Below are 26,136 nucleotides of genomic sequence, written 5' to 3' on the forward strand. Positions count from 1 at the left end.
GAGAGGAGATGGGGACTCCTGATCAACGTCGTTACGACCCGATCGCACCCTTGATCAGCGCCTTGGCATCTTCGCTATCCCAGGCGGCAGGGCCGTTCATGGCGGAGATCAGGCAGCCCTTGTCGTCGAGCAGCAGCGTCACCGGCAGGCCGAAGGCAAGGCCTTCCTTCTTCAGGCTGTTGAAGACTCCGATCGTATTGTCGCGGTAAAGCTGCAGCGCATCGACGCCGGTTTCAGTCAGGAAGGTCTTCGGCTTCTCGTCGTCGCCGGTGTCGATATTGACCGGCACGACTTGGAACCTGTCGCTGCCCATCGCCTTCTCGAGTGCGTTCAGCGCCGGCATTTCCTCGCGGCAGGGTACGCACCAGGTGGCCCAGAGATTGAGAAGCACGGTCTTGCCGGCGAAATGGTCGAGCGTCAGTGGCTTGCCATCCGGGCCGTTGAAGGAAACCGCGGTGAGTTTGCGCGGCTCGGCGGCGGCAACCATGGCGGCCACCTGCCCCTTCATCAGCGGCGCCAGATTGGCAGCACGCTCCTTCGCCAGCGAGCATTCGGCCGAAGCGCTGCTGCCGATCCCATTGCCAATCCCCGTCTCCTTCACGTATACCGCTGCCGCACCTGCAACGACACCTGCGACGGCGGCGATTGCGATCAATTTTCCGGACGGCAGGCCGAAGGGTTTTTTCGTCGTCATTTCATTCTCCAGGACGGGCATCTTCCATGGCCGAGAACAACACGGACACCAAATCCTCCAACCAGATGTGGGGTGGGCGCTTCGCCTCCGGCCCGGACGCGATCATGGAGGAGATAAATGCCTCGATCGGTTTCGACAAGAAGCTATTCGCCCAGGACATCCGCGGTTCGATCGCCCACGCGACCATGCTTGCCCATCAGGCGATCATTTCATCAGACGATAAGGACAAGATCGTTCACGGGCTAAACACGATCCTGTCAGAAATCGAAAGCGGCAATTTCGAATTCTCGCGTCGGCTCGAAGACATCCACATGAATATCGAAGCGCGCCTGGCGACGCTGATCGGACCGGCAGCCGGCCGGCTGCACACCGCCCGCTCGCGCAACGATCAGGTGGCGCTCGACTTCCGCCTCTGGGTGAAGGAAGAGCTTGAGAAGACCGAAAGGATGCTGACCGGCCTGATCGCCGCCTTCCTCGACCGCGCCGAGGAACATGCCGAAAGCGTAATGCCGGGCTTCACCCATCTGCAGACTGCCCAGCCCGTCACCTTCGGCCATCATTGCATGGCCTATGTCGAAATGTTCGGCCGTGACCGCTCACGCGTGCGCCACGCCATCGAGCATCTGGACGAAAGCCCGATCGGTGCTGCCGCCCTTGCCGGCACCGGCTATCCGATCGACCGCCATATGACCGCCAAGGCGCTGGGTTTCCGCGAGCCGACGCGCAACTCCATCGATACGGTCTCCGACCGCGACTTCGCCATCGAGTTCCTGTCGATCGCGGCGATAACAGGCATGCACCTGTCGCGCCTGGCGGAAGAGATCGTCATCTGGTCGACCCCGCAATTCGGTTTCGTCCGTCTCTCCGACGCCTTCTCCACAGGCTCCTCGATCATGCCGCAGAAGAAGAATCCGGATGCCGCCGAACTGGTGCGCGCCAAGACCGGCCGCATCAACGGCTCGCTGGTGGCGCTGCTGACGATCATGAAGGGGCTGCCGCTCGCCTATTCCAAGGACATGCAGGAAGACAAGGAACAGGTCTTTGACGCGGCCGAGAGCCTGGAACTGGCAATCGCCGCCATGACCGGCATGGTGCGCGACATGACCATCAACACCGCGCGCATGAAGGCGGCGGCCGGCTCCGGCTTTTCGACGGCGACCGATCTTGCCGACTGGCTGGTGCGCGAAGCGGGCCTGCCCTTCCGTGATGCCCATCACGTGACCGGCCGCGCCGTGGCGCTTGCCGAAAGCAAGGGCTGCGACCTTGCCGAGCTGCCGCTCTCCGACCTGCAGGCAATCCATCCAGACATCACCGACAAGGTCTACGACGTCTTGACCGTCGAGGCCTCGGTCGCCAGCCGCAAGAGCTTCGGCGGCACGGCGCCCTCCGAAGTGCGCAGGCAGATCGCCTTCTGGCGCGCCCGCAACTGATACGGGGCGGGGCGAAAAGCCGCCGCGCCCTTCCTTCAGGACACGGAAAGACCGTCCAACAATCAGGGTGCACAAGGCGGATAAACTTCGATATGAAGATGTCCGTCACTTGAGCTGAATGATGCCAGCAGATGCCGCAGAAGAGGATATCCATGCAGAAGAGCTTGCCGCACCTCGTCCGCCTGACGGCCGTTCTCGCCGTCATCGGCCTTGCCGTTGCCGGATGCGGGCGCAAGGGCGACCTCGATCCGCCGAGCGCTGCGGCCACCAAGGAAGGGGACGTTTCCAAGCCGACGAAACAGCCGGGAACCGTTGATAAGCCTTTCCTTCTCGACCCCCTTCTTTAAGGCATAAGCCCGTGAACCACTTCGAATACCGCGACGGCATCCTTCACGCCGAGAACGTTCCCGTTCCCGAGATCGCCAAGGCGGTCGGCACGCCCTTTTATGTCTATTCCACCGCAACGCTGGAGCGCCATTACCGCGTCTTTTCGGAAGCCTTCGCCGACATGGATTCCATGGTCTGTTATGCGATGAAGGCAAATTCGAACCAGGCGGTGCTGAAGACGCTGGGCCGCCTCGGCGCCGGTATCGACGTCGTCTCGGAAGGCGAGCTGCGCCGCGCGCTTGCCGCCGACATTCCGGCAAACCGCATCATGTTTTCAGGGGTCGGCAAGACGCCGTCCGAGATGGATTTTGCGCTTGAGGCCGGCATCTACTGCTTCAACGTCGAATCCGAGCCTGAACTCGAAATCCTCAATCAGCGCGCCGTCAGCGCGGGCAAGAAAGCCCCGGTCTCCTTCCGCATCAACCCTGACGTCGACGCCAAGACGCATTCCAAGATCTCGACCGGCAAGAAGGAAAACAAGTTCGGCATCTCCTGGGAGCGCGCCCGCGCGATCTATGCCCATGCCGCCAGGCTGCCGGGCATCGAGGTCACCGGCATCGACATGCATATCGGCAGCCAGATCACCGAATTGCAGCCGTTCGACGACGCCTTCAGGCTGCTGCATGATCTTGTCGCGACGCTGCGCGCCGACGGCCACACCATCGATCACGTCGATATCGGCGGCGGCCTCGGCATCCCCTACAAGGACGACAACAATCCGCCGCCACTGCCGGATGCCTATGCGGCAATCGTCAAGAACCAGTTGCGCGGCCTGAACTGCAAGATCATCACCGAGCCGGGCCGCCTGATCGTCGGCAATGCCGGTATCCTGGTGACCGAAGTCCTCTATGTGAAGGATGGCGGCGAAAAGACCTTCGTCATCGTCGACGGCGCGATGAATGATCTTATCCGCCCCACCCTCTACGAGGCCTATCACGAGATCCGCCCGGTGACGATTTCGGCGGCGAACGCCCCACGCATCCGCGCCGACGTCGTCGGTCCCGTCTGCGAGACCGGCGATTATCTGGCGCTCGACCGCGAGATGGCGATGCCGAAGCCCGGAGACCTGATGGCCGTCAGCACGGCCGGCGCCTATGGTGCGGTCCAGGCCGGCACCTATAACAGCCGCCTGCTCGTGCCCGAAGTTCTGGTCAAGGGCAGCGATTTCCATGCGATTCGCCCGCGCAGAACCTATGCCGAGCTGATCAGCCTCGACTCCGTTCCGGCCTGGCTGGACTGAACAAGCCATCACTTTTTGGCGAATAAACGTGAAAAGCCGGTATTGCCGGCCGCTCGCCCTCGCCTTCGCCACAAAGAGTGTTATCCTTTCGTTCATGAGCGTATTGCCCTGCAATCGCCGGAAGCGCCCTCTGTTCCAGAACGCCAGATCGCGGAGACCGGACCGATGACAAGCCTCTCAAGGCAGAAGAAAGGTGCATTTGCGCTCCGCCCCTCGCTTGCCCGGTTGGTGACGACAAAACGCCTGCTGGCGCGCTTTGTACTGTTTTTCGAGCAATTGCTGCCGCCTTTGATGCCGGTCCTGTCCGTCATCGGCTTTTATCTCTCCGCCTCGTGGTTCGGCCTCTTCCGCAGTGTGCCGGACTGGCTGCGCATCCTGCTGCTGATCGCTTTTGCCGCGGCTTTTCTGGTCTCGCTCGTCCCCTTCCGCACCCTGCGCTGGCCGAGGATCGCTGAAGCCGACCGCATGCTGGAAGAGCGCAATGGCCTGCCGCACCAGCCGGTCACTGTCCAGGAAGACGAGCCGGCCTTCGATACGCCCTTCGCCCGGGCACTCTGGCGCGAGCACCAGATCCGCATGGCGGAAAAGATCGCCGCGCTGGATGCCGGACTGCCGCGACCTGATATTGCCGCGCATGACCGTTTCGCTCTGCGCGCCGTGCCGGCGCTGCTGCTGGTCACCGCCTTCGCTTATTCGCTGTCGATCAATGGCGGCTCGGTCATGGATGCGTTGCAGGCGGCACCCGAGCAGATAACGGTCGATCCGGCGGTGCGTATCGACGCCTGGGTGACGCCGCCTTCTTATACCGGCCGCGCCCCGATCTATCTGACGGCTGACGGCAGCGAGCAGGCGCCGATCGGCATTCCGCAGTTTTCAGGCCTCACCGTACGCGTCAGCGGCGGAAAGACAGCCGAAAAGGTGGTGTTCCGCAAGGCAAACGGCGAGGCGCAGGATATTGCTGTGCAGGCGGATACCAAGCCGCAGCAGCCGGCGGCGTCGGGCAGCGAACAGCCGAATACGGCCGCAGCCAGTCCGGCTCTCGTCGCGCAGACGCATATGATGAAGCTCGAGGAGAGCGGCGCGCTCGAAGTCAACGGCCGTCGCTGGAGTTTCAACATCCTTCCCGACAAAGCGCCGGAGATCGCTTTCGACGGCTTGCCGAAGCGCAGCGTCAACGGCGCGCTTGAAATCGGCTTCACCGTCAAGGACGATTACGGCGTCCAGGAGGCGCATGCGGAGATCGTTCCCCTGGAAAACGATCCGACGGCAACGCCGCTCTATCCGTTGCCGGAATACCGGCTGGACATTCCCCGCCGCAACGCCCGCGACGCCAAGGGCGTCACCAGCCGCAACCTCACCGAACATCCGCTTGCCGGCAAGCGGGTGCGCGTAACACTTGTCGCCAAGGATGCCGCAGGCCAGACCGGCCGCAGCCCGCCGCATGAAATGGTGCTGCCATCGCGGCCCTTCAACGAGCCGCTTGCCGCAGCCGTCGCCGAGGAACGGCAGGTTTTCGCGCTCGATACGCGCAAGATGCCGCAGGCGATCGCGCTGAACGAGGCGCTGACCATCCGTCCCGAGGAGACCATCCCCAAGCTCACCAACTACCTGCTGCTGCAATCCGCCTTGACGCGCATGAAGCTCGCTAGGGGTGAGGAAGCGCTCAAGGATACGGCCCAGTATCTCTGGGAGATCGCGCTCGGCATGGAGGACGGCGATCTTTCGCTTGCTGAGCGCAAGCTGCGCGAAGCCCAGCAGAACCTTGCCGACGCGTTGAACCGCAACGCCCCGGACGAGGAAATCAAGAAGCTGATGAACGAACTGCGCAAGGCGATGCAGGACTATATGACCGAGCTTGCCCAGCGTATGCAGAACGCGCCGATGCAGCCGAACCAGAACACGCAGAACATCCTGCGCCAGCAGGATCTGGAACGGATGATGGACCAGATCGAGAATCTCGCCCGCTCCGGCAATCGTGACGCAGCCCAGCAGATGCTATCGGAATTGCAGCGCATGATGAACAACCTGCAGGCCGGCCGGCCGCAGCGCGGCCAGCAAAGCCAAGAAAACAGCGAGGCCCGCAAGCAGATCGACAAGCTCGGTGAGATCCTGCGCGATCAGCAGAAGCTGATGGATCAGACCTTCCGCCTCGATCAGCAGCTTAGGGATCGTATGCAGCGCGGCGAGCCTGACATGGGCGAGAACGATCCGCTGCTCGACGAGATGAACCCCGGAGAGCAGGATCAGCAGCAGGGCCAGCAAGGCAAAGACGGCCAGCAGCCCTCCGACCAGATGACGGCCGAGCAGCTGCGCGAGGCGCTGAAACAGCTGCGCGCCCAGCAGGATGCGCTCGGCAAACAGCTCGGCGAATTGCAGAAGAAGCTCGGCGAGATGGGCATGAAGCCCGGCCCCGGCTTCGGCCAGGCGCAGCGCGAAATGGAAGGCGCCGGCCGCGAACTCGGCCAGGGCCGCGGCCAGCCGGCCGTCGAGGGCCAGGGGCGCGCGCTCGAAGCACTTCGCCAGGGCGCCCGCGACATGATGAACCAGATGATGCAGGCGCAGCAGGGCCAGCAAGGGCAGGGTCCGAACGGCCAGATGAGTCAGGGCGGCGACCAGAATGGCCGCGACCCGCTCGGTCGGCCACGCCCCCCGGGACCGGATTTCGGCGACAACAGCGTCAAGGTCCCCGACGAAATCGACGTTCAGCGCGCCCGAGAAATCCTCGACGCGATCCGCGAGAAGCTCGGCAACAATCCGCCGCAGGAAATGGAACGGCGGTATCTCGAACGGTTGCTGGACATCCAGTAGGCCCTACGCCACCGTGAAATGAAACGGCGCGCTGAAGCAAGGATTTCGGCCGGATCGGCCTAAATCCGGATCGAATCGAAGAAGGTGAGCGGGATGCCGTCCGGAAAACCGCGCACGCCTCTCGGCATCATGCCCTAAGCGACGAGCGCCCGCGCGACCGCCTTGCGGATATCGGGAAGCGCGAATGGTTTGGCGACGACGTCGATGATCTTTTCGGCAAGATCGTCGGCCCGCTCGCGCTGTTCGGCATAGCCGGTCATCAGCAGGATCTTCAGGCTTGGAAAAGCGTCTTTTGCCTGATGGGCGAGTTCGATGCCGTCCATGACAGGCATGCGGATATCTGAAAGCAGCAGATCGTAGACCCCGTCCTTGAGCTTCTCCAGGCCCTCGGCCCCGTCAGCCGCCTCATCGGTCTCATGGCCATCAAGCCGCAGGGCTCGGGCTACGAAAGACCGCAGGGAGTCCTCGTCTTCCGTGATCAGAATTCTTGCCATATGTGCATCGCTCCGTGTCAGCCCCGCGACGGAAATCATCAGGATTTCCTTTTCGATCGGTAAAGATGGGGAAGCGATGGACGAGATGGTTAACAACCCGTCTCGAACGGCAAGATAACGCTGCGCGTCTTTCAGACGCGCGGGAAATGCCGCAACACCTTCAATTGCTGAATCTTTTATCCCCGATCGAGTCCGACGTCGGGGGTGATGCAGCCGCTCAGGCGTCGCCGGTCACCACGCCGACGAAGGGCAGTTCGCGAAAGGCATAGGCGACATCCATGCCATAGCCGACGACGAAATAGTCCGGGCATTCGAAGCCGACATAATCGGCCTCCAGCTTTTCCTTGCGCTTGACGCGCTTGTCGAGCAGCACGGCGATGGTGACGTTGCGCGCCCCGCGCTCGAACAGCAATTCCTTGGCAAAGAGCAGCGTCCGGCCGGATTCGAGGATATCGTCGATCAGCAGGACGTCGCGGCCATGGACGTCGCTGTCGATATCCTTGACGATGCGCACGCCCTGCGAGACCGTGCCGATGCCGTAGCTCGACAGCGTGATGAACTCGACCTCCGGGGCAAGCCCGCTATCATGCAGGGCACGGATCAGGTCGGCGGCGAAGATGAACGAACCCTTGAGCACGGCGATGACGAGCAGGTCCTTGGTCGGGCCGTTGGCGATCTCCCGCGCCATAGAATGATTGCGCTCGGCGATCTGTTCGGCAGTGAAGAGCGGCTCGATGTTTTTTCCGCGCACGACAGGCATAAGGGCTTGCTCCATGAAAAGAAGGGTAAGCCGTTAGCACAAATGCGGCCTTGAAACAGCCTCGCGGCTGAAATTTAACGGGATCGGCGCGAGCTGTGGCCGGAAAGTCGACCATGACAGGTCCCGGATTTTCTACGGCAGGAAGGAAAGCCGGATCTGCGGCATTTTTCCGCCGGCATGCTGGACGCGAGCCGAGAAGCCCCGGCTTTGGCGGCTGTAGATGACATCGGATGGCGGATTGATGACGATGCTTGCGGTCAGTCGCTCGTCGGTTACGAGATCGGCACGGATCGGCTGCACCGTCTGCGTCGTGCCGCTGTCGTTTTCGATGATGCCGTTGATGACGAGCACCCGCATGCCGTTCGCATCACGCGGCGTCACCGTGACATGGGTGAAATGCAGCGGCGCGCCGGAATAGGCTCGATCGCCGGAAAGGCCGGAAAAACCACCCGCAAGCCCGAAGACGAGCACGATGAGCGCTAGCACCAGCGCGGCGAAGCTGCGCATTGATGCGCGCTGCAGCCAGGATTCCAATGTCTGCAGAACGGAAGCGGCCATCGCCGGCATGAGCGGCGGCTGTGCGGCCTGCGCCGCAGCCATGCGCTTGCGGTTGTCGTTATGGGTCCTGGCATTGAATTCCCGAGGCCGCACTTTGCCGAGAGTCACGAATTCGGCGTCGGAAATATCGGCGGGACGTGCCGTGCGGTACTGGCGGATAGCAGGTTCCGGCGGCAGGAAATCATAGACCTGGCCCGGCGTCCGGCGGCTGAAGGAGGATGCTTCCATGGTGGCTGCCTCGCAGATGTCCACATGGTTTCGATGCCAGGAGAAATCTGGCATTGAAACGAATCCTCCTCAGTCGTAAATTTTAATGGTTAATGCTTCGCAAAGATCGCCATCAAACGGACGTCTTTCCAGCAAAATTTACCGGCTGTTAACGGTGTTGGTTAACAAGTCGTGCGGTGAAACCCACAACAGACTGAGCTGCCCGTTGATCCACTTCGAGAATGTCGGTTTGCGCTATGGCATGGGCCCGGAGATTCTCCGGGACCTGACCTTCGACATTCCGAAGAAGTCATTTCAATTCCTGACGGGGCCATCGGGCGCCGGCAAGACGTCGCTGCTGCGGCTGCTCTTCATGTCGCTGCAGCCGACACGCGGCCTGATCCGCATGTTCGGGCGCGATATTTCAGAAATCCCCCGCCCGGAGCTGCCGCTGCTGCGCCGCCGCGTCGGCATTGTCTTCCAGGATTTTCGTCTCCTCGACCATCTCACCACCTATGAGAATGTCGCTTTGCCCTTACGCGTACGCGGCAAGGACGAAAGCTCCTACAAGACCGATGTCCTGGAACTGTTGAAATGGGTCGGCCTCGGCGAACGCATCAACGTGCTGCCGCCCGTGCTCTCCGGCGGAGAGAAACAGCGCGCCGCGATCGCCCGGGCGCTGATGGACCGGCCGGAAGTGCTGCTTGCCGACGAACCCACCGGCAATGTCGACCCGCCGATGGCCAAGCGCCTGCTCAACCTTTTCCTCGAGCTGAACCGCCTCGGCACCGCCGTTGTGATTGCCACCCATGACCTGGCGCTGATGGAACAGGTGGAAGCCCGCCGCATGATCCTCTCTGGGGGGCATCTCGATATCTATGACTGAGCCTCCATCCAGAAACCGAGACACGGCGCCTGGTAAGGCGGAACAGAAGCGGCCGGAAATGCGCGTGCGCCCGACCGCACCGATCCTGCCGCCGTCCAACATCCAGGGCAGCGCGTTGATGGTCGTGATATCGATCATGGCCTTTCTCGCCTGCCTGACGCTTGGCGGCGTCAGCATGGTGCGCTCGACGGCGGCCAGCTGGGAGAGCCAGATTTCCCGCGAGATTACCATCCAGATCAAGCCGGACGACAATCTCGACATGGAAAAGGCGCTGACCCAGGCGCGCGATCTGGCACTGACCTTCGTCGGCACCAAGAGCGGCCAGATCGTCGACGAGGCGGCGACCGCCCGCCTGCTCGAACCCTGGCTCGGCCCCGGTCTCGATCTCAAGGATCTGCCCGTTCCCCGCCTCGTCATCATCACCATCGACGAGAGCAATCCGCCGGACTTCGATTCCATGCGGGCGCTGCTCAAGGACAGCATTACGCAGGCGACCCTCGACGATCACCGCACCTGGGTCGACCGGCTGGTCTCCATGGCACATACGACCGTCATGATCGGTACCGGCATCCTGCTGCTGGTTTTCACGGCGATGGTGCTCACCGTCGTCTTCGCCACGCGCGGCGCGCTGTCGGGCAACCGTCACGTCGTCGAAGTGCTGCATTTCGTCGGCGCCGAAAGCTCCTTCGTCGCCACCGAATTCCAGAAGCATTTCCTGAAGATCAGCCTCAAGGGCTCGGCGATCGGCAGCGCCCTTGCCGCTCTCTTCTTCGCCAGCGCGGGTTTTTGGCAGAGCCGCACCCTCGCCACCCCGGAAACCGACCAGGCAACCGCGCTCTTCGGCACCTTCTCCGTCGGTGTGCTTGGTTATGCCGGCATCTTTGCAACGATGATCGTCATCGCGCTCCTGACCACCTTCACCGCGCGGCTGACCGTCATGCGGACGATCTACGAAATCGATACACTACGCTCGGACCCGACACGCACCGACGGCATTGCGAGTTGATCCTGACCATGCCGTTTTGCCAGGAAAGCGTCTGTTCCGCGCCGCAATCAGCGTATAGTCACGATTCATGACCATGGGAGATACGACACCCAACCCGATTCACCAAGACCCGGAGCTTGCCAGCCCGGCGGCTTTGCCGCCGCGGCGCGGGCTGATCCGCCGCTTGCTGCGTTGGGGCGGCTTTGCCTGCGTGCTGGCAATGGCGCTGGTGTTCGGCGGCTTCCTGCGTTTTGCCGATTCCGTCACGACGCTCAAGCCCCCGGCCGAGCCGAAAGCGGATGCGATCGTGGTGCTGACGGGAGGCTACCAGCGCATCGACCAGGCCGTAGAACTGCTGCAGAAGGGTGCCGGCAAGCGATTGCTGATTTCCGGCGTCCATCCGACGACGACGCCGGCGCAGATCCGCAAGATGACCCAGGGCTCGGCCGATCTCTTCTCCTGCTGTGTCGATATCGGCTACGATGCGATCGACACCATCGGCAATGCCGAGGAAGCCTCCAACTGGATCCACGCCAAGGGATACCGCAGCGTCCTGATCGTCACCAACAACTATCACATGCCGCGAAGCCTCGCCGAGCTCTCCTATGTCGATCCCGATATCGAGTTCATCGCCTATCCCGTCGTCAACTCGGATCTGAAGAGCCGCAACTGGTTCACCGACCCGAATGCGATGCGCGTCATGCTTGCCGAATATGCAAAGGTGCTGCTGGCCGGCGCCCGCAACATTACCGGCTTCGGCCGTCACACCGGGCTACGCTCGGCAAGTGCGTCCGGCCAGAACTAAAGCCATCCGTTTCTCGGAAGAAATCACGAATGCTCCAGGCTTTCGCATCGAGGCATCATCAAACGCTTTTTATGACGGGCAATATCGTGTAGGCCGGTCGCGTGAGCATGCCTCGGGAAAGTTTCATGATCGCCCTGCGTTCCGTTCTCTTCAACACGATCTTCTACGCCAACCTCATCATCCGGATGATCGTGCTTTCGCCCTATTACTTCGTGGCGCCGCGCCTGACCGCCTATGCGATCCCGAAGAACTGGGCGCGTTCCAACCACTGGCTGATGCGGGTGATCGTCGGTACGACCTTCGAGATCGAGGGTCTGGAGAACCTGCCTGACGGCAGCTACATCCTGGCGCCGAAGCACCAGTCCTTCTGGGATACCTATGCGCTGCTGCCTTGGCTGAAAGACCCGGTCTACATCCTGAAGCGCGAGCTGATGTGGATTCCGCTGTTCGGCTGGTATGCCAAGAAGCAGCGAGTGATCCCGGTCAACCGCGGCGCCCGCGGCAAGGTGATGGTGGAGGTGCTGAATCGCACCAGGCAAGAGCTTTCGACCGGCCGCCAGCTGATCATCTATCCCGAGGGCACCCGCCGTCCGCCGGGGGCAGAGCCGCTCTATAAATACGGCATCGCCCGCATGTACCGCGACCTCAACATCCCGGTCGTGCCGATCGCCATGCATCCCGGCCTCTTCTGGCCGCGGCGGAGCTTCCGCCGTTATCCCGGCCATTTCAAGGTGAGGATCCTGCCGCCGATCATGCCGGGAATGGATCCGGACGCCTTTTTCGCCCACCTGATCGAGGCGACGGAGAGGGCAAGCGACGAGCTCCTGCTCGATACCGTGGAACGCAATCCGCATCTGCCGTTGCCGCCGACGACGATCGAACGGCTGGCGGAACTCCGCAAGGTGAAGGCGGCGACGGCCTGATCAGGCGGCGCGCAGCCGCTCCACTTCACTGGCGACCTGCTCCAGCCACTGATCACGAATGCCCATCTGCCTCAGATGCGCCAGCGTGTTGAAGACATAGGCATCGTTCGGCCCGGACTGGCCGGTGGCCTCGTTCACCACGCGCGCCGCCTCGAATGCGTCGAGCGTGCCGGCATATTGCTCATGGTCGCGATCAGCAACGTAGGTAACCGCCTCCACCCTGCGGCCTCCGGTAAATTGCAGCCGCACCCGCCGCTCCAGATAGACATTGGTGACCAGTTCGCGGGCGCGAAGATAATCGATCACCTCGTCCCATTTTTCCGATGAAATGCGGAAAGCCATGCCGCGGCAGGCGCCGCCTCTGTCGAGGCCGAGGACGAGACCCGGACTGTCGCGCGTGCCGCGATGGACAAAGGAGCGGACGCAGAGCGAACGCCTGTAACCATGCACCAGAGCATCTGCCCGTTCCAAAAACTCGAAGCCCGGATTCCACATCAGCGAACCGTAGCCAAACACCCAAAATTCGTCCATATCGCACGCCAGACCGGAATCACATTTGCGATTCACCATTGGAGAACCATCATGGCAGCGTCAAGCCGATCCGGCAGCGGCCAATCCGGCAGCGGCAAGAAATTCTCGTTGCTGGGTAGCGGCGTCCTCCTGCTGATCGCGCTTTATACCGGCGGCTGGTTCTATGCGGCATCGGCATTGAAGACCACGGTGCTGAAAGCGATCGCGCCGCGCGGAGAGGCTGGCGTCAGCGGCGAATGCTCCGATATCGAATTCCGCGGCTATCCCTTCCGCATCGGCCTGTTCTGCTCCAAGGTCGATGTCGACGACAATGTCAACGGCGTCTCCGCCAGCTTCGGCGCGCTGCGCTCGGCAGCCCAGGTCTACGCCCCCGGCAATATCGTCTGGGAACTCGATTCGCCGGCCGAGATCCGCACCACCAATGGCCTTTCGATCTCGGCTCAATGGACGAACCTGCAAGCGAGCCTGGCGACCAGGCTCAGAGGCATCGACCGCAGCTCGACCGTCATCGAGGGCCTGAAGGCGACGGCCGTCTCCTCCTATACCGGCCAGACCATGAGCTTCGATGCCGCTCGCACCGAAATCCATCTGCGTCAGAACGGCGCCGATCTGGATGGCGCGATCTCGGTGCAGGATGCCAACACGGCGATCAAGGACTGGCCGCAGATCTTCCCGAAATTATCTGCGAGCATCGATCTGACCATCGCCGGCAAGGCCGGCCTGATCGACGGCAGTGATCCGAGCGGCCTCAACGGTGCCGCCGGCGAACTGCGCCGCATCGTCGCCGACATCGGCGACGGCAAGGTGATGACGCTCACCGGCCCCTTCTCCTTCGACGAGCAGGGTCTTCTCTCTGGAAAATTCAAGCTGGAGATCGAACAGCTCGGCCCCTGGGGTCACAGCCTGAAACAGGCCTTCCCGGATATCGCCTCGACGGTGAACACGGCCACGAAGCTCCTGAAAGCGCTCGCCAACGGCAGCGACAAGGTCTCGGTCGATCTCGTCGTCGATCACGGCAACGCCACCGTCAGCGGCTTCATCCCTCTCGGTCGTATCCCGCCGATCTGACGTATATCGCCTCTCAGCCTATCCGCTTGATGAAGAAGACTTCGGGCACCGATTGCACGCCAAGCAACTCGATTGCGCCGGTTTCGGTAAATCCGTTGCGGCGATGCCAGTCCTGCGGCCGGCTCTCGTCGCATTCGCTCGACGTCATCAGCAAACGAGCGCCTTCGCCGCGCATGGCTGCCTCCCAGGCGAGAAACAGCGCGGTGCCCACGCCCGACCGACGATGGCCGGGCACAACGCGGATCATTTCCATATAGGGAACCCTGCCCCAGAAGCGGGAGAAGCGCAGGAAGCCGACAATTTCGCCGGCCTCCCGGGCGATGAGATATTCACCGAGCGTCACGCAACGCGATACCCATGCCTTGCCGGCGCTGGCATCTTCGCAAGCCAGCCAGTCGATGTCGGCCTGACTAGCGCTCGCCACCTCCACCATCGCGGTCGGCTACTTCTTATCCAGCGCGTGGGGGCGGCCGAAATCGGGCGCGTCGACGTCCTGGCCGGCCTGGATGATCGACCGGCGGATGGCGCGCGTGCGGGTGAAGAGTTCGAAAATCTTGTCGCCCTCACCCCAGCGGATCGCGCGCTGCAGATAGGCGAGATCCTCCGAGAAGCGTGCCAGCATTTCGAGGATCGCATCGCGATTGTGCAGGCAGACGTCGCGCCACATGGTCGGGTCGGACGCAGCAAGGCGGGTGAAGTCGCGAAAGCCGGAGGCCGAATATTTGATGACTTCAGACTCCGTCACCGTCTCCAGATCGTCGGCGGTGCCGACAATGTTGTAGGCGATGATATGCGGCAGGTGCGAGACGATGGCGAGCACCTTGTCGTGATGCTCCGCATCCATCTCGTCGACCTTCGAGCCGAGCGCTTCCCAGAAGCTGCGCAGCCGCTTCATCGCCGCCTCGTCGGTGCCTGCGACCGGCGTGAAGATGCACCAGCGGCCTTCGAAGAGACCGGGAAAGCCGGCATCCGGGCCGGATTTTTCCGTGCCGGCCAGCGGATGGCCGGGGATGAAATGCACATTGTCAGGCATGTGCGGCAGCATCTGTGCGATGACCGAGGCCTTGGTGGAGCCGACATCGGTGACGATAGCCCCGGGTTTCAGGCTCCCAGATATTTCTTTCGCCACACTTTCCGAAGCGCCGACCGGCACCGAGACGATCACCAGATCGGCTTCCTTGACGGCATCGGCCGAAGACGTCGTGTAGCGGTCGCCGAGACCGAGCTCTTCCGCACGCTTCAGCGTATCGGCGCTGCGCGTCGCGACAACGATCTCTCTTGCAAGGCCGAGCCGCCGGATGTCGTAGGCGAGCGAAGAGCCGATCAGGCCGATGCCGATCAGCGCGATACGATCGAACTGCACGTTCATGCGTTGCGTCCCATGAATTCGGTGAGCGCGGCGATGACACCGCGGTTGGCCTCTTCGGGGCCGACGCTCATACGCAGCGCATTGGCGAAGCCGTAGCTGCGCACGGCACGCAGGATGTAGCCCCGGCTCGTCAGCAGATCGTCGGCATCCGCGGCGCGCTTGCCGTCGATATCGGGGAAATGGATGAGGACGAAGTTGGCGACGGACGGCGTCACCTTCAGGCCGATCGCCTCGAGCGCCTGGGTGAGCGTCTCCACCCACATCTGGTTGAAGGAGACGGCCTGCTGGATGAAGGCCTGGTCGCGGATGGCCGCAGCACCCGCGGCAATTGCCGGTGCGTTCAAATTGAAGGGCGCGCGCACGCGGTTCAACGCGTCGACGATTTCGACGGGCGCATACATCCAACCGACACGCAGTGCCGCCAGGCCGTAGGCCTTCGAGAAGGTGCGGGTCATCACCACGTTGGCATTGGAGGAGACGACCTCGATGCCGGCTTCATAATCGTTGCGGCGCACATATTCGGCGTAAGCCGCGTCGAGCACCAGAACGACATGCTTCGGCAGTCCGGCTTGCAGGCGGCGGATCTCGCTGACCGGAACATAGGTGCCTGTGGGATTGCCGGGATTGGCGATGAAGACGATCTTGGTCTTCTCCGTCACCGCCGCAAGGATCGCGTCGACATCGACGGTATAATCCTTTTCCCTGACGACGACCGGCGTCGCGCCCGCGCCCATGATCTGGATCTTGTAGACGAGGAAGCCGTGCTCGGTGATGATGGCCTCGTCGCCGGCGCCGAGATAGACATGGCAAAGCAGGCCGAGCAGTTCGTCGGAACCGTTGCCGCACAGGATGTTTGCCGGATTGAGACCGTGCACGGCAGCGATCGCCTCGCGCAGTTCGATCGCCTGCCCGTCGGGATAGCGTCCGAGATCGCCGCCGGCGGCTTTGAAGGCCTCGATCGCCTTCGGGCTGGCACCGAGCGGCGTTTCGTTGGACGAAAGCTTGTAGACGCGGGCAACGCCCGGCACATGTTCCTTCCCCGGAACATAAGATGCGATATCGAGAATACCGGGACGCGGAACGGGCTTGCTCATCTCAACGCTCATGGGATCGACCTTGGAATTTGCCGGAAAATTACCCCGTGGCATTAAAGCGGAATGCGGTTCTTGTCGAGAGCCGGACGGCCTTACCGGTTGCGTGTGGTCGGTACACCGTGTGGGGCGAGAACCGGCACGAAGACGCGGCGAGAGGCGCGCGCCGCAACCGGCAGCCCCTGATAGAGCCGCTTCTGCGCCTCGACGATGATGACGCCTGAGAAGGCCGGCCACAGCGTCCGGCCGATCCGCTCGAAGGCGCGGCGAAGGCGCAGGATGGTCCTGAGCTTCGAAGGCGGGAAGAACAGCGCTTCGGCCGTTGCGCCGGGGGTAAAATTCGTCTCCCGCAGCAGATGCGTCAGCTGACCGCGCGAATAGGGGCGGCCCGAACCGAAGGGCGTATGTTCCATGCGCGCCCAGACGCCGCGCCGGTTCGGCACGACGATAACCAGCCGTCCGCCGGGCGCCAGCACCCGCCAGAGCTCCTTCAGCGTCTCCCGCGGGCTTTCGGCGAATTCCAGCGAATGCACCATCAGCACCCGGTCGATCGAGGAATCCGGCAGCGGCAGTTCCTCGTCGAAAACAAGCGTCGTCGAAGAGAGCGAGCCCATCGGCCAGTTCACCGCGCCCTGCCCGGCCGGCATGAAAGCAAAGGTGCGCTCGGTATCGGCCTGGAAGCGGTCGAGGAAGGGCACGGCATAGCCGAGGCCGACCAGACGCTCCTGCGGCAGCCGCACCCAGAGCGAGGACAGCGCCATGGCGATCGACTGCTCGGCAAGACGCCCGAGCTCGGAATGATAGAACTGGCGTAGGTCGACGATATCGGCGTGCATTGCGATAAATGTTATCAGCGGGCGGTTGGACTTCAAGGCCGGAACCTCTACATTTCCGCGAGACTCGCATGACAAGGGATTATTGAACGATGAAACCGTTGGAATTAGACGTTTTTCTCTGCCGCACCGACAATTTCGGCGTTCTCGTCCACGATCCGGAAACAGGGTTTACCGCGGCGATCGACGCGCCGGAGGAAGCGCCGATCCTGGAGGCGGCGGCACGCCGAGGCTGGAAGATCACCCATATCTTCACCACCCATCACCACACCGACCATGTCACCGGCAACCTGGCGCTGAAGGAGAAGTTCGGCTGCGAGATCATCGGCCCGATCAACGAGGCCATTGCCATTCCCGGTCTCGACCGGACGATGGCCGATGGCGACAGCTTCCTGTTCGGCGATCACACGGTCAACGTCATCGAGACACCCGGCCACACCGCTGGCCACATCTGCTATCACTTTGCCGATGACAAGCTGCTCTTTGCCGCCGACACGCTGTTTGCGCTCGGCTGCGGCCGGCTGTTCGAACGCCCGGCCGCCGACATGTGGCATTCACTGCAGAAACTCGCCGTGCTGCCCGATGAGACTGCCGTCTATTTCGGCCATGAATACACATTGTCCAACGCCCGCTTCGCCCTGACGGTCGATCCCGGCAATGAGCGGCTGAAGAGCCGTGCCGCCGAGATCGAGGCCTTGCGCGCCGACGGCAAATTCACCATTCCGACGACGCTGGGGCTGGAAAAGGAAACCAATCCGTTCCTGCGCGCCGCCGATCCGGCGATCCGCCGCAATCTGTTGATGGAAGGCAAGACCAACGAAGAAGTCTTTGCCGAGATCCGCAAGCGCAAGGACAATTTCTGATGTCTCCCGAAGACATCATCCGCGCCCTCGGCATGCAGCCGCATCCCGAAGGCGGCTGGTATGTGCAGACATACCGCGATACGGCGGGCGGCGACCGCGGCCACTCGACGGCGATCTACTACCTGCTGACCAGGGGACAGCGCTCCCACTGGCACCGCGTCCATGACGCCGCCGAGGTCTGGCACTACTATGCCGGCGCGCCGCTCGCGCTGCATCGCTCGCAAGACGGAACGGCAAGCGAGACGTTGACGCTTGGAACGAACCTGTCCGCCGGCGAGCGGCCGCAGGCGATCGTTCCCGCCAATTGCTGGCAATCGGCCGAAAGCCTCGGCGACTTCACCCTGGTCGGTTGCACCGTCTCGCCCGGCTTCGAATTTTCGAGCTTCGAGATGGCCCCGCCCGGCTGGAAGCCCAGCGGCTGAGATCATTCGGCTGCCACGGGCGGCGGGACCTTGCGGCGGAACATGTCCTGGGCGGCCAGCACCGCCCCGCCGGTGACGAGCAGGCAGGCGAGAGCAATGCGCCAGCTCGGCTCGGCAAACCCGAACAGCGTCAGGATCAGCGTCGAAAGCAGCGGTGCGGCATAACTGGCCGCGCCGAGGATCTGGATATCGCCGTTCTTGACGCCGTGATCCCAGGCGTAGAAGGCAGCTCCCACGGGCAAGAGCCCGAGCCCGGCGACGGCAAGCCATTCGAAGCCGGTTGCCGGCCAGACGGTCGTCTCCAGGCCGAGATGGCAGAACAGCGACAGCATGGAGGTCGCAAGGCAGAAGCCGGTGACCACATCCGTGGAGACGGCGTCGAAACGCCGCGTCAGCAGCGAATAGCCGGACCAGGTGAAAGCGCTGAGAAAGGCGGCCCCGTAACCGACCGCATAGGCGCCGTCGAAATCGATGCCGTTGCGGCCGACGATCAGGAACGTGCCGCAAAGCCCGGCAAGCGCCCCTGCCAGATGATACCAGCGCAGCCGTTCGCCCGGCAGCAGCGCCGAACCGACGACGAGCAACAGCGGCCAGAGATAGGCGACCAGCCCCGCCTCCACCGCCGGCGCGTTCCTCAGCGCGGTGAAATAGAGGAAATGATAGCCGAACAGCCCTGCAATACCGATCACCCAGACCTTGGCCGGCTGCTTCAGCAGCGCCAGCCGTGACGGGTTGACGATCAGCACGGCGAGGCCGGGAAGGCTGCCGATCGCAAAACAGATGGCCGAAAGCTGAAACGGCGGCACCTTGCCGGAGGCGGCCGTCAACAGCGCCAGGAACGACCACATCAATATGGCCGTAAAACCGATCAATGTCGCGCGAAGCTTCATCCGTCCCCCTTCACGGAGGCGATAAGCCCCGTCAGCTGTTGCTGCCGTATTTGACGGCAGTGATCGTCACCATTCCATATTCGGTTGGAATGCGCACATAGACAGGAGCGTATACATTTGCCACCTCCGACTTGGCAAACCAGATTTCCATCCGGTCGCTCTTGCTGAGATAGACGATGTCCTTGCGGCCCTTCTTGTAGCCCGAGCGCGGCACGAAGCGCACGCCGCAGACAACAGCCTTGCCCTTGAAGCCGTTGGTCGAGAAATCCTCGTCGCCCTTCGGCGAGAGCACCAGATCCATACGCGTCTCGCCGTCGAAAATCGGCAGCGTCTGCGAGCAGACCTTGGTGTCGCCGGTGAAGACCAGGCCGGAGATCGGATCGAGCACCGAACGCATATCGCGCGGCGTCACATCGATCCAGTTCTTCGGACGTTTCGGCGGCGGCGTCGTCGTCGCCGAGATGATGTCGCCGTTGCGGTAGCTGACCTCGTAGACGCGGGCCTTCTTGCCGCTCTTGTAATAGAGCGAATATTTCTGCGCCTGCAGCCTATCGTCTCGCACGACGCCGGTGACGCTGGTCTTGGCCGAAATCGTCGTGATGAGGTCGGCAAGACCGGCCGAACTGATGCTGCCGGCGATCTTGTAGCTGTGATCGTCCTCGATCTCGGTCAGGAACGCAGCGCGCGCGATCGGCAGGCCGGCGAGCGTCACCCGGTATTCCGTTCGATGCTGGATTTCGGCGGCTGATGCCGGTATGGCAAGAAGCGCTGTGATGGCCGAAATGAAAATCCGTCTGCCCGAATGAGCCATGAATAAAGCCTTGTCTTGCCGCGCGCCGGCAGCCTTTGCCGAGCGCTCTATACTCCTGCCGTGAAGGGAAGAAAACAGCAGCTTTTTGACAGAATTGCGGGAAAGGCCAAGGTTTGGCTTGACGCGAGCAGCCTGTCTGACTATAGAACCGCAACTTTCCAATCATGCCTGTTGGATTGCGAGCCCGGTTTTGCCGGGAATGGCAATTCGATGGCCCGAGAAAAACAAGAATAGGTGTTCCATGTCCCGCGTGTGCGAATTGACCGGCAAGGCCGTCCTGACTGGTAACAATGTCAGCCATGCCAACAACAAGACCAAGCGCCGGTTCCTGCCGAACCTGTGCCAGGTAACGCTGATCTCAGACGCTCTCAACCAGCGTTATCGTCTTCGCGTTTCGGCTGCTGCTCTTCGCTCCGTCGAGCATCGTGGCGGCCTCGATGCCTTCCTGATCAAGGCAAGCGAAAACGAACTGTCGATGCGCGCGCGCCTGCTGCGCCGCCAGATCGTCAAGAAGACCGCCGAAGCCGCTGCTGCGTAAGCTTCTGCACTTCTTTCATACGGCTTCAAAAGGCTTGCACGGGTAAAACCGGTCAGGCCTTTTGCTTTGCCTGAGCACTCCAACTGGTGGCATCACCCAGGATAAAAAAATGCTGAAGACGCGCTATACCATCGCCTACGTCGCCCTGATGACGCTTGTCGTCGTCGCCTCCAATTTCCTCGTCCAGTTTCCGCTGAACGCTGAAGTCGCGGGCATCAACCTTGCCGACATCCTGACCTGGGGCGCTTTCTCCTATCCGGTCGCCTTCCTGATCACCGACTTGACCAACCGCCAGTTCGGCCCGCAGGCAGCCCGCAAAGTCGTCTTTGCCGGCTTCGTCGTCGGCGTGACGCTGTCCTTCTTCACCTCGGTGCCGCGCATCGCCATCGCCTCCGGCTCGGCCTATCTCGCCGGCCAGCTGCTCGATATCGCCGTTTTCAACCGCCTTCGCCGCCAGGCCTGGTGGCGCGCGCCGCTCGTCGGCTCGCTGATCGGCTCGGCGCTCGATACCGTGATGTTCTTCTCGCTGTCCTTCGCCGCGTTTTTCGTCTTCCTCGGCCCGAACGACCCCTTCGCGCTGGAAGCGGCTCCCGTTCTCGGCGTCTTCGCCACGGAGGCGCCGCGTTGGATTTCCTGGGCGATCGGCGATTTCGCCGTCAAGATGATCGTCGGCTTGGTCATGCTGCTGCCCTATGGCGCGCTGATGAACGTGCTGCGGCCGATGCAGGCCGCTCGCGCCGGCTGAGCAGCAAAAATCACCGAGGCCGCCGAACCGCACCGGCGGCGATCGCCGGATGCAGAACTACCTCTGCAGTCAGATCGTCAATCTCTCGCGATGAATCGAGCCGCAACACCGGCGACGTCTGCGTTTCCAGCCATTGCTCATGCGCCGCAAGGCTGCGGCGTTCGGGACCTGATGTATCGTAGCTGGCCGCCCATTCCAGGAATTTGCCGCTTTTCACCTCCATGTCGCCGCCGGGTCCGATTCTGTTGCCGTATCGGACAATCTCCCGCGCACGAATGCGCGCCATCCGAAGCTCCGGCTCGATCCTGAGGAACACGATCAGATCGTAGAGCGGCTCGAGCCGCCTTCCCCATTTCAGCGCCGATCCCGAGAGAACCCAGCCGTCAGGCCGTGCCGTCTCCTCAAGAAGCAGCCGAATGCGCTCGTCGGCATCCCTCGGCATCGTGAACGGCGGATCGGTCGGCAGCCAGAAGAAATCGTCGGTGTCGAGATGGGCGATATCAAGCTTTTCGGCAAGCGCAAGGCCGAGTGATGTCGTGCCGGAACCGGACGCGCCCATGACATGGATATGCACCATGACTTCCCTCCGACAGCGGCTTCACGACAATGGCTCAAAAGGGCCGACTACGGTTCAATCCGATAGCCAAAGCTTGTGACATCAGTCTGACGCAGCCTGCTTCACACTGTCGGAAAGTCGGAATTCCAGCATCAGATTGCGCTGCAGGATCGAATGGTTGTCGTCCGATACCAGGATGATATGGGTCGTCCCGTCGGCGGCCTGGAAAACGTCGAGGCCTTCCATATTGTCGATCTGCGAGTTGAAATTGCCTTCGAGCAGCAATTCGCCGTCGACGACGGCGTCGGGCCTGATATCGACGCCCTTGATGCGCCGAAGGCGCATGCCGATGCCTTCGGCCATATTGAAACGCCGCTCCAGCAGCAACAGGTCGCCGTTCGGCAGGAAGGCGCCGTCGGTGACGTCGAAGCTGCCATCCCGCTCGACCGCGAAACGCCCTTTCAGGGGGCCGCTCAGAATGGCCGCCAGCCGGTTGCCGTCGCTGTCGAGACCGCGTTCGGAGACGATGACCACGCCACCCTTGAGCGGGCTCGATGCCGGCGCCACGGCGATGGTCTCGATACCGCGATTGTCGCTCAGCATCTTCGGCGGGATGAGGATCGGCAGCGTGCCGATCGCGCCCGATTGGGCAAAACCGGGGTCGGGATAGATATCGACGCGATGGCGCTGTTCGAAGGAGACCAGAATGCGGTCACCGTCGAGCGCCAGGCCCTCGGCATCCATATATCCCTTGCCCTCGAAGCTGCGTCCGGCGCTGTTCTTCATCGGCGTGATAACAACATTGGAAAGACCGGAAAGCCTGCCTTTGGCGTCGCGCTCGATGCTGCCGGTCAGCCACTGGCCGGTATCGAGCACCACGATAAAATGTTTTTGATCTTGCCGGAAGCGGATGGAGGAGAGCGAGCCGAACAGCGCTCTGCTGGAGACCATCTCCAGCCCGCCCAGAAATTCCAGCGATCCGAATTTCGTCTCCGAAGAACCGATCCTGAAATCGGAGATTTGCCGGCTAATGACCGGCACATCGTCGGCAGCCCATGACGGGCAAGCGCCGGCGACGATGCAGAGGGCAACCAATGCCGCGCGGCGGAGCCGCCGACCGATCATGTTCCTTCCAGCGGCGTCAGCCGGCACGACGAAACCGGCCGCCACGCGGCTGGGTGGATTGATCTTCGAACAGCGAGGCAAGCTGCTCGGTCATCGCGCCGGCGAGCTCGTCCGCATCGACGATCGTCACGGCGCGGCGATAGTAGCGCGTCACGTCGTGACCGATGCCGATTGCCAGCAGTTCCACAGGCGAGCGCGTCTCGATCTGTTCGATGACGGCGCGCAGGTGCCGCTCGAGATAATTGCCCGGATTGACCGACAGCGTCGAATCGTCAACCGGCGCCCCGTCCGAAATCATCATCAGAATGCGGCGTTGCTCACGGCGTGCGAGCAGGCGATTATGCGCCCAGATCAGCGCCTCGCCGTCGATATTTTCCTTGAGCAGGCCCTCGCGCATCATCAGGCCGAGATTGGCGCGTGCGCGGCGCCACGGCGCATCGGCCGACTTGTAGATGATGTGGCGCAGATCGTTGAGGCGGCCCGGCGTCTGCGGCTTGCCGCCGGCAAGCCAGCTTTCACGCGCCTGCCCGCCCTTCCAGGCCTTGGTGGTGAAGCCGAGAATCTCGACCTTGACCCCGCAGCGCTCCAGCGTGCGGGCGAGAATATCGGCGCAGGTGGCGGCGACGGTGATCGGCCGGCCGCGCATCGAACCGGAATTGTCGATGAGCAGGGTGACGACGGTGTCGCGGAACTGCGTGTCGCGTTCCATCTTGAAGGAAAGCGCCTGCATCGGATCGATGATGATGCGCTGCAGCCGGGCCGGATCGAGATAGCCCTCTTCCAGGTCGAAATCCCAGGAGCGGTTCTGCTGCGCCATCAGTCGGCGCTGCAGCCGGTTGGCGAGGCGGCCGACCGCGCCCTGCAGGTGCGCCAGCTGCTTGTCGAGAAAGGCGCGCAGTCGCTCCAGCTCGGCGGCGTCGCAGAGTTCCTCGGCGGTGGTGATCTCGTCGAACTCTTCGGTATAGACGTGATAGTCGACCTTCTCGTTGAAGTCGGCAAAAGGCGTGTTCGGACGGCGGGTCTCGCCCGGCGTTTCCGAATCGTCCTCGCCCTCTTCCATCATGTCGTCGTCGGAGATTTCGGCGCCTTCGGTCTCGCCGTCCTCCATCTGCTCGTCAGCGACTTCACTGTCCTCGACGGGGGCGGCATCGGTGCCGGCATCCTCGTCGACCTCGTCCTGATCCTGCTCGTCGCCGCTCGGCTGGTCGTCCTGCTCCGACTGGTCGTCATTGTCGGCGTCGCTGTCGTCGTCGCCGTATTCCTCGGCCATTTCCATGGCCGACAGCATGTTGCGGATGACCTTGGCGAAGGCCTGCTGGTCGTTGATCGCGCTCGACAGATTGTCGAGTTCAGCCCCAGCCTTGTCCTCGATGAAGCCGCGCCACAGGTCGAGCACCTTGCCGGCGGAAGCCGGCGGGCGCTGGCCGGTCAGCTTCTCGCGCACCATCATCGCCACGGCTTCGCCGACCGGTGCATCTTCCTGGCGCTCGATGCCGGTGAAATTCGCCTTGGAGTATTTCTCTTCCGTCATGGAGCGCAGATTCGACGCCATGCCCTCCATGCGCAGCGCGCCGATCGATTCGACGCGCGCCTGCTCGACGACGTCGAAGATCGCCCGGGCGTCCGAGCCCTGCGGCGCCATCGTCGCATGCACCTTCTCGTCATGGCAGGCAAGGCGCAGCGCCATGGAATCGCCAAGCCCGCGGGTCACCGCCAGCTCATGCGCCGTCGGCCGCTTGGAAAGCTCCGGCAGCCGGATGCGCTCGCCGGTCATCCCCGGCCGTTCATTGGCGAAGGTCACCTCGACATCGCCGTCGCCGGCGATCGAGCGCACGCAGCCTGATATCGCCCGGCGCAATGGCTCGACGTCGACGGGCGCGCCGGGCTTTGCTTTCGAATTGTCACCGCGAGCTGCCATGATCGGTCGGGCCTCAGGCTCCGAGAACGATATTGGCGGCACTTTCCTTCAGCTCGACGCCGAAGGCGCGCTGATAGTGCTCGGCGACCAGCGGGCGCTCCAACTCGTCGCACTTGTTGAGGAAGGTGACGCGGAAGGCGAAGGCGAGATCGCCGAAGATCTCGGCGTTTTCAGCCCAGGTGATGACGGTACGCGGGCTCATCACGGTCGACAGATCGCCGTTCATGAAGGCCGCGCGCGTCAGGTCGGCGACCCGCACCATCTTCGAGACGGTGTCGCGGCCTTCCCTATCCTTGCCGAAGCTCTTCACCTTGGCAGCAACGATATTCACTTCGTGATCGTGCGGCAGGTAGTTCAGCGTCGTCACGATCGACCAGCGGTCCATCTGTGCCTGGTTGATCTGCTGCGTGCCGTGATAGAGGCCGGTGGTGTCGCCGAGACCGATCGTATTGGCGGTCGCAAACAGACGGAAGGCCGGGTGCGGCCGAATGACGCGGCTCTGGTCGAGCAGCGTCAGGCGGCCGGAGGATTCGAGCACGCGCTGGATGACGAACATCACGTCGGGGCGACCGGCATCATATTCGTCGAAAACAAGCGCGACATTGTGCTGATAGGCCCAGGGCAGGATGCCGTCCTTGAATTCGGTAACCTGCAGCCCGTCCTTGACGACGATGGCGTCCTTGCCGACGAGATCGATACGGCTGACATGGCTGTCGAGGTTGATGCGCACGCAGGGCCAGTTAAGGCGCGCCGCCACCTGCTCGATATGCGAGGACTTGCCCGTACCGTGATAGCCGGAGATCATCACGCGGCGGTTATGGGCAAAGCCTGCGAGAATGGCGAGCGTCGTTTCGCGGTCGAACAGGTAGTCGGGGTCGAGGTCCGGCACATAGGCGTCGCCCTTGCTGTAGGCGGGAACGCGGATGTCGGAATCGATACCGAAGGCCTCGCGGACCGAAACGGTGGTATCGGGCAGTTCTGATATATCAAGGTCGATCTTGCTCATCATGTCTCCAAGGCGGGTGATGCCACCCGGCCATACTGTCTCGCCATGTCGCAACCGTGACGCCGCGAAGTTATTCCGCACCCGTCCAGGTCGGAACGTCGGCGATACTTCTCCGGGACTGAAACGAAACCTCGGCGGGATAATGACCGCGTGCGAGCATTCTTGAAAGAGTCCCGGACAAGAAACGCCGCGT

General features: G+C 62.6%; 28 protein-coding genes. 13 read left to right on the plus strand and 15 right to left on the minus strand.

What is annotated here, in order from left to right; translation table 11 throughout:
• Positions 1–31 precede the first annotated feature (31 nt).
• Positions 32–694, minus strand: coding sequence for a TlpA disulfide reductase family protein (locus QMO82_RS20860; protein WP_183608717.1), 663 nt, complete (start codon positions 692–694; stop codon positions 32–34).
• Positions 695–720: 26 nt separating this feature from the next.
• On the opposite strand from QMO82_RS20860, the gene argH reads away from it, so the two are divergent.
• From argH to QMO82_RS20880, 4 genes are all read left to right on the plus strand, one after another.
• Positions 721–2,124, plus strand: coding sequence for an argininosuccinate lyase (argH, locus tag QMO82_RS20865; RefSeq protein WP_183608716.1), 1,404 nt, complete (start codon positions 721–723; stop codon positions 2,122–2,124).
• Positions 2,125–2,276: 152 nt separating this feature from the next.
• Positions 2,277–2,471 (plus strand): lipoprotein, encoded by a 195-nt coding sequence (locus QMO82_RS20870; RefSeq protein WP_003543301.1) that lies wholly within the window; start codon positions 2,277–2,279, stop codon positions 2,469–2,471.
• A gap of 11 nt (positions 2,472–2,482) precedes the next feature.
• Positions 2,483–3,751: a diaminopimelate decarboxylase gene (lysA, locus tag QMO82_RS20875; RefSeq protein WP_183608715.1), complete on the plus strand. Its 1,269-nt coding sequence runs from the start codon at positions 2,483–2,485 to the stop codon at positions 3,749–3,751.
• Between the two features lie 165 nt (positions 3,752–3,916).
• Entirely contained in the window at positions 3,917–6,559 is a 2,643-nt protein-coding gene (locus QMO82_RS20880) for a TIGR02302 family protein (RefSeq protein ID WP_183608714.1), read from the plus strand.
• Between the two features lie 134 nt (positions 6,560–6,693).
• Here the strand turns inward: QMO82_RS20880 and QMO82_RS20885 are convergent, their stop codons facing one another.
• From QMO82_RS20885 to QMO82_RS20895, 3 genes are all read right to left on the minus strand, one after another.
• Entirely contained in the window at positions 6,694–7,053 is a 360-nt protein-coding gene (locus QMO82_RS20885; protein WP_018495840.1) for a response regulator, read from the minus strand.
• Between the two features lie 217 nt (positions 7,054–7,270).
• Positions 7,271–7,813 carry a hypoxanthine phosphoribosyltransferase gene (hpt, locus tag QMO82_RS20890; protein WP_003567049.1) on the minus strand — a complete coding sequence of 181 codons (543 nt, stop codon included), beginning with the start codon at positions 7,811–7,813 and terminating at the stop codon, positions 7,271–7,273.
• Positions 7,814–7,945: 132 nt separating this feature from the next.
• Entirely contained in the window at positions 7,946–8,599 is a 654-nt protein-coding gene (locus QMO82_RS20895; protein WP_183608747.1) for a hypothetical protein, read from the minus strand.
• Between the two features lie 205 nt (positions 8,600–8,804).
• Between QMO82_RS20895 and ftsE the strand changes: the two genes are divergently transcribed.
• The 4 genes from ftsE to QMO82_RS20915 all read left to right on the plus strand — a co-directional run bounded on the left by ftsE (position 8,805) and on the right by QMO82_RS20915 (position 12,177).
• Positions 8,805–9,464, plus strand: a complete 660-nt coding sequence (ftsE, locus tag QMO82_RS20900) for a cell division ATP-binding protein FtsE (RefSeq protein WP_003567051.1) — start codon at positions 8,805–8,807, stop codon at positions 9,462–9,464.
• Positions 9,457–10,470 carry an ABC transporter permease gene (locus QMO82_RS20905; RefSeq protein ID WP_183608713.1) on the plus strand — a complete coding sequence of 338 codons (1,014 nt, stop codon included), beginning with the start codon at positions 9,457–9,459 and terminating at the stop codon, positions 10,468–10,470. Before ftsE ends, QMO82_RS20905 begins: the two co-directional genes overlap by 8 nt.
• A 67-nt stretch (positions 10,471–10,537) precedes the next feature.
• Positions 10,538–11,254, plus strand: a complete 717-nt coding sequence (locus QMO82_RS20910; protein ID WP_183608712.1) for a YdcF family protein — start codon at positions 10,538–10,540, stop codon at positions 11,252–11,254.
• Positions 11,255–11,379: 125 nt separating this feature from the next.
• On the plus strand, positions 11,380–12,177 hold the full coding sequence (locus QMO82_RS20915; protein WP_183608711.1) for a 1-acyl-sn-glycerol-3-phosphate acyltransferase: 798 nt from the start codon (positions 11,380–11,382) through the stop codon (positions 12,175–12,177).
• On the opposite strand, the gene QMO82_RS20920 is transcribed toward QMO82_RS20915, so the two are convergent.
• A complete protein-coding gene (locus QMO82_RS20920) occupies positions 12,178–12,708 on the minus strand; it encodes a gamma-glutamylcyclotransferase (protein WP_183608710.1) in 531 nt (176 codons plus the stop codon).
• A gap of 51 nt (positions 12,709–12,759) precedes the next feature.
• On the opposite strand from QMO82_RS20920, the gene QMO82_RS20925 reads away from it, so the two are divergent.
• Positions 12,760–13,776 carry a DUF2125 domain-containing protein gene (locus QMO82_RS20925; protein ID WP_183608709.1) on the plus strand — a complete coding sequence of 339 codons (1,017 nt, stop codon included), beginning with the start codon at positions 12,760–12,762 and terminating at the stop codon, positions 13,774–13,776.
• A 13-nt stretch (positions 13,777–13,789) separates the two neighbouring features.
• Here the strand turns inward: QMO82_RS20925 and QMO82_RS20930 are convergent, their stop codons facing one another.
• From QMO82_RS20930 to QMO82_RS20945, 4 genes are all read right to left on the minus strand, one after another.
• Entirely contained in the window at positions 13,790–14,209 is a 420-nt protein-coding gene (locus QMO82_RS20930) for a GNAT family N-acetyltransferase (protein WP_183608708.1), read from the minus strand.
• Between the two features lie 9 nt (positions 14,210–14,218).
• Positions 14,219–15,145 carry a prephenate/arogenate dehydrogenase family protein gene (locus QMO82_RS20935; protein ID WP_183608707.1) on the minus strand — a complete coding sequence of 309 codons (927 nt, stop codon included), beginning with the start codon at positions 15,143–15,145 and terminating at the stop codon, positions 14,219–14,221.
• On the minus strand, positions 15,142–16,239 hold the full coding sequence (gene hisC / locus QMO82_RS20940; RefSeq protein ID WP_183608706.1) for a histidinol-phosphate transaminase: 1,098 nt from the start codon (positions 16,237–16,239) through the stop codon (positions 15,142–15,144). The genes QMO82_RS20935 and hisC overlap by 4 nt, the downstream gene beginning before the upstream one ends.
• A 92-nt stretch (positions 16,240–16,331) precedes the next feature.
• Positions 16,332–17,108, minus strand: coding sequence for a class I SAM-dependent methyltransferase (locus QMO82_RS20945; protein WP_003582647.1), 777 nt, complete (start codon positions 17,106–17,108; stop codon positions 16,332–16,334).
• A 53-nt stretch (positions 17,109–17,161) separates the two neighbouring features.
• Between QMO82_RS20945 and gloB the strand changes: the two genes are divergently transcribed.
• Both gloB and QMO82_RS20955 read left to right on the plus strand, forming a co-directional pair.
• Positions 17,162–17,932, plus strand: a complete 771-nt coding sequence (gloB, locus tag QMO82_RS20950; protein WP_183608705.1) for a hydroxyacylglutathione hydrolase — start codon at positions 17,162–17,164, stop codon at positions 17,930–17,932.
• Positions 17,932–18,354 carry a cupin domain-containing protein gene (locus tag QMO82_RS20955; RefSeq protein ID WP_183608704.1) on the plus strand — a complete coding sequence of 141 codons (423 nt, stop codon included), beginning with the start codon at positions 17,932–17,934 and terminating at the stop codon, positions 18,352–18,354. The genes gloB and QMO82_RS20955 overlap by 1 nt, the downstream gene beginning before the upstream one ends.
• 2 nt (positions 18,355–18,356) lie before the next feature.
• Here the strand turns inward: QMO82_RS20955 and QMO82_RS20960 are convergent, their stop codons facing one another.
• Together QMO82_RS20960 and QMO82_RS20965 are read right to left on the minus strand one after the other, a co-directional pair.
• The gene (locus QMO82_RS20960; protein WP_183608703.1) at positions 18,357–19,244 is read right to left on the minus strand and encodes a DMT family transporter; all 888 of its coding nucleotides are present in this window, start codon (positions 19,242–19,244) and stop codon (positions 18,357–18,359) included.
• A gap of 31 nt (positions 19,245–19,275) precedes the next feature.
• The gene (locus tag QMO82_RS20965; protein ID WP_183608702.1) at positions 19,276–20,055 is read right to left on the minus strand and encodes a DUF3108 domain-containing protein; all 780 of its coding nucleotides are present in this window, start codon (positions 20,053–20,055) and stop codon (positions 19,276–19,278) included.
• Between the two features lie 241 nt (positions 20,056–20,296).
• Here QMO82_RS20965 and rpmB point away from each other — a divergent pair, with 241 nt between their 5' ends.
• Both rpmB and QMO82_RS20975 read left to right on the plus strand, forming a co-directional pair.
• Positions 20,297–20,593: a 50S ribosomal protein L28 gene (rpmB, locus tag QMO82_RS20970; protein ID WP_008527777.1), complete on the plus strand. Its 297-nt coding sequence runs from the start codon at positions 20,297–20,299 to the stop codon at positions 20,591–20,593.
• A 109-nt stretch (positions 20,594–20,702) separates the two neighbouring features.
• A complete protein-coding gene (locus QMO82_RS20975; RefSeq protein ID WP_183608701.1) occupies positions 20,703–21,338 on the plus strand; it encodes a VUT family protein in 636 nt (211 codons plus the stop codon).
• A 10-nt stretch (positions 21,339–21,348) separates the two neighbouring features.
• Here QMO82_RS20975 and QMO82_RS20980 read toward each other — a convergent pair whose 3' ends face one another.
• The 4 genes from QMO82_RS20980 to cobS all read right to left on the minus strand — a co-directional run bounded on the left by QMO82_RS20980 (position 21,349) and on the right by cobS (position 25,943).
• A complete protein-coding gene (locus QMO82_RS20980) occupies positions 21,349–21,915 on the minus strand; it encodes an AAA family ATPase (protein ID WP_183608700.1) in 567 nt (188 codons plus the stop codon).
• Positions 21,916–21,996: 81 nt separating this feature from the next.
• A complete protein-coding gene (locus QMO82_RS20985; protein ID WP_183608699.1) occupies positions 21,997–23,019 on the minus strand; it encodes an esterase-like activity of phytase family protein in 1,023 nt (340 codons plus the stop codon).
• A 16-nt stretch (positions 23,020–23,035) separates the two neighbouring features.
• Complete coding sequence (gene cobT, locus QMO82_RS20990; RefSeq protein ID WP_183608698.1) at positions 23,036–24,937, minus strand: cobaltochelatase subunit CobT; 1,902 nt, start codon at positions 24,935–24,937, stop codon at positions 23,036–23,038.
• Positions 24,938–24,950: 13 nt separating this feature from the next.
• Positions 24,951–25,943: a cobaltochelatase subunit CobS gene (gene cobS, locus QMO82_RS20995; protein ID WP_097618060.1), complete on the minus strand. Its 993-nt coding sequence runs from the start codon at positions 25,941–25,943 to the stop codon at positions 24,951–24,953.
• Positions 25,944–26,136: the final 193 nt, after the last annotated feature.

It is taken from the genome of Rhizobium sp. BT04 (assembly GCF_030053135.1).
GTDB lineage: Bacteria > Pseudomonadota > Alphaproteobacteria > Rhizobiales > Rhizobiaceae > Rhizobium > Rhizobium binxianense.

Coding starts and splice junctions, on each gene's coding strand:
- QMO82_RS20860 (WP_183608717.1), bottom strand. CDS start 694: ATGACGACGAAAAAACCCTTCGGCCTGCCGTCCGGAAAATTGATCGCA.
- argH (WP_183608716.1), top strand. CDS start 721: ATGGCCGAGAACAACACGGACACCAAATCCTCCAACCAGATGTGGGGT.
- QMO82_RS20870 (WP_003543301.1), top strand. CDS start 2,277: ATGCAGAAGAGCTTGCCGCACCTCGTCCGCCTGACGGCCGTTCTCGCC.
- QMO82_RS20880 (WP_183608714.1), top strand. CDS start 3,917: ATGACAAGCCTCTCAAGGCAGAAGAAAGGTGCATTTGCGCTCCGCCCC.
- QMO82_RS20885 (WP_018495840.1), bottom strand. CDS start 7,053: ATGGCAAGAATTCTGATCACGGAAGACGAGGACTCCCTGCGGTCTTTC.
- hpt (WP_003567049.1), bottom strand. CDS start 7,813: ATGCCTGTCGTGCGCGGAAAAAACATCGAGCCGCTCTTCACTGCCGAA.
- QMO82_RS20895 (WP_183608747.1), bottom strand. CDS start 8,599: ATGGAAGCATCCTCCTTCAGCCGCCGGACGCCGGGCCAGGTCTATGAT.
- QMO82_RS20905 (WP_183608713.1), top strand. CDS start 9,457: ATGACTGAGCCTCCATCCAGAAACCGAGACACGGCGCCTGGTAAGGCG.
- QMO82_RS20910 (WP_183608712.1), top strand. CDS start 10,538: ATGACCATGGGAGATACGACACCCAACCCGATTCACCAAGACCCGGAG.
- QMO82_RS20915 (WP_183608711.1), top strand. CDS start 11,380: ATGATCGCCCTGCGTTCCGTTCTCTTCAACACGATCTTCTACGCCAAC.
- QMO82_RS20920 (WP_183608710.1), bottom strand. CDS start 12,708: ATGGACGAATTTTGGGTGTTTGGCTACGGTTCGCTGATGTGGAATCCG.
- QMO82_RS20925 (WP_183608709.1), top strand. CDS start 12,760: ATGGCAGCGTCAAGCCGATCCGGCAGCGGCCAATCCGGCAGCGGCAAG.
- QMO82_RS20930 (WP_183608708.1), bottom strand. CDS start 14,209: ATGGTGGAGGTGGCGAGCGCTAGTCAGGCCGACATCGACTGGCTGGCT.
- QMO82_RS20935 (WP_183608707.1), bottom strand. CDS start 15,145: ATGAACGTGCAGTTCGATCGTATCGCGCTGATCGGCATCGGCCTGATC.
- hisC (WP_183608706.1), bottom strand. CDS start 16,239: ATGAGCAAGCCCGTTCCGCGTCCCGGTATTCTCGATATCGCATCTTAT.
- gloB (WP_183608705.1), top strand. CDS start 17,162: ATGAAACCGTTGGAATTAGACGTTTTTCTCTGCCGCACCGACAATTTC.
- QMO82_RS20955 (WP_183608704.1), top strand. CDS start 17,932: ATGTCTCCCGAAGACATCATCCGCGCCCTCGGCATGCAGCCGCATCCC.
- QMO82_RS20960 (WP_183608703.1), bottom strand. CDS start 19,244: ATGAAGCTTCGCGCGACATTGATCGGTTTTACGGCCATATTGATGTGG.
- QMO82_RS20965 (WP_183608702.1), bottom strand. CDS start 20,055: ATGGCTCATTCGGGCAGACGGATTTTCATTTCGGCCATCACAGCGCTT.
- rpmB (WP_008527777.1), top strand. CDS start 20,297: ATGTCCCGCGTGTGCGAATTGACCGGCAAGGCCGTCCTGACTGGTAAC.
- QMO82_RS20975 (WP_183608701.1), top strand. CDS start 20,703: ATGCTGAAGACGCGCTATACCATCGCCTACGTCGCCCTGATGACGCTT.
- QMO82_RS20980 (WP_183608700.1), bottom strand. CDS start 21,915: ATGGTGCATATCCATGTCATGGGCGCGTCCGGTTCCGGCACGACATCA.
- QMO82_RS20985 (WP_183608699.1), bottom strand. CDS start 23,019: ATGATCGGTCGGCGGCTCCGCCGCGCGGCATTGGTTGCCCTCTGCATC.
- cobT (WP_183608698.1), bottom strand. CDS start 24,937: ATGGCAGCTCGCGGTGACAATTCGAAAGCAAAGCCCGGCGCGCCCGTC.
- cobS (WP_097618060.1), bottom strand. CDS start 25,943: ATGAGCAAGATCGACCTTGATATATCAGAACTGCCCGATACCACCGTT.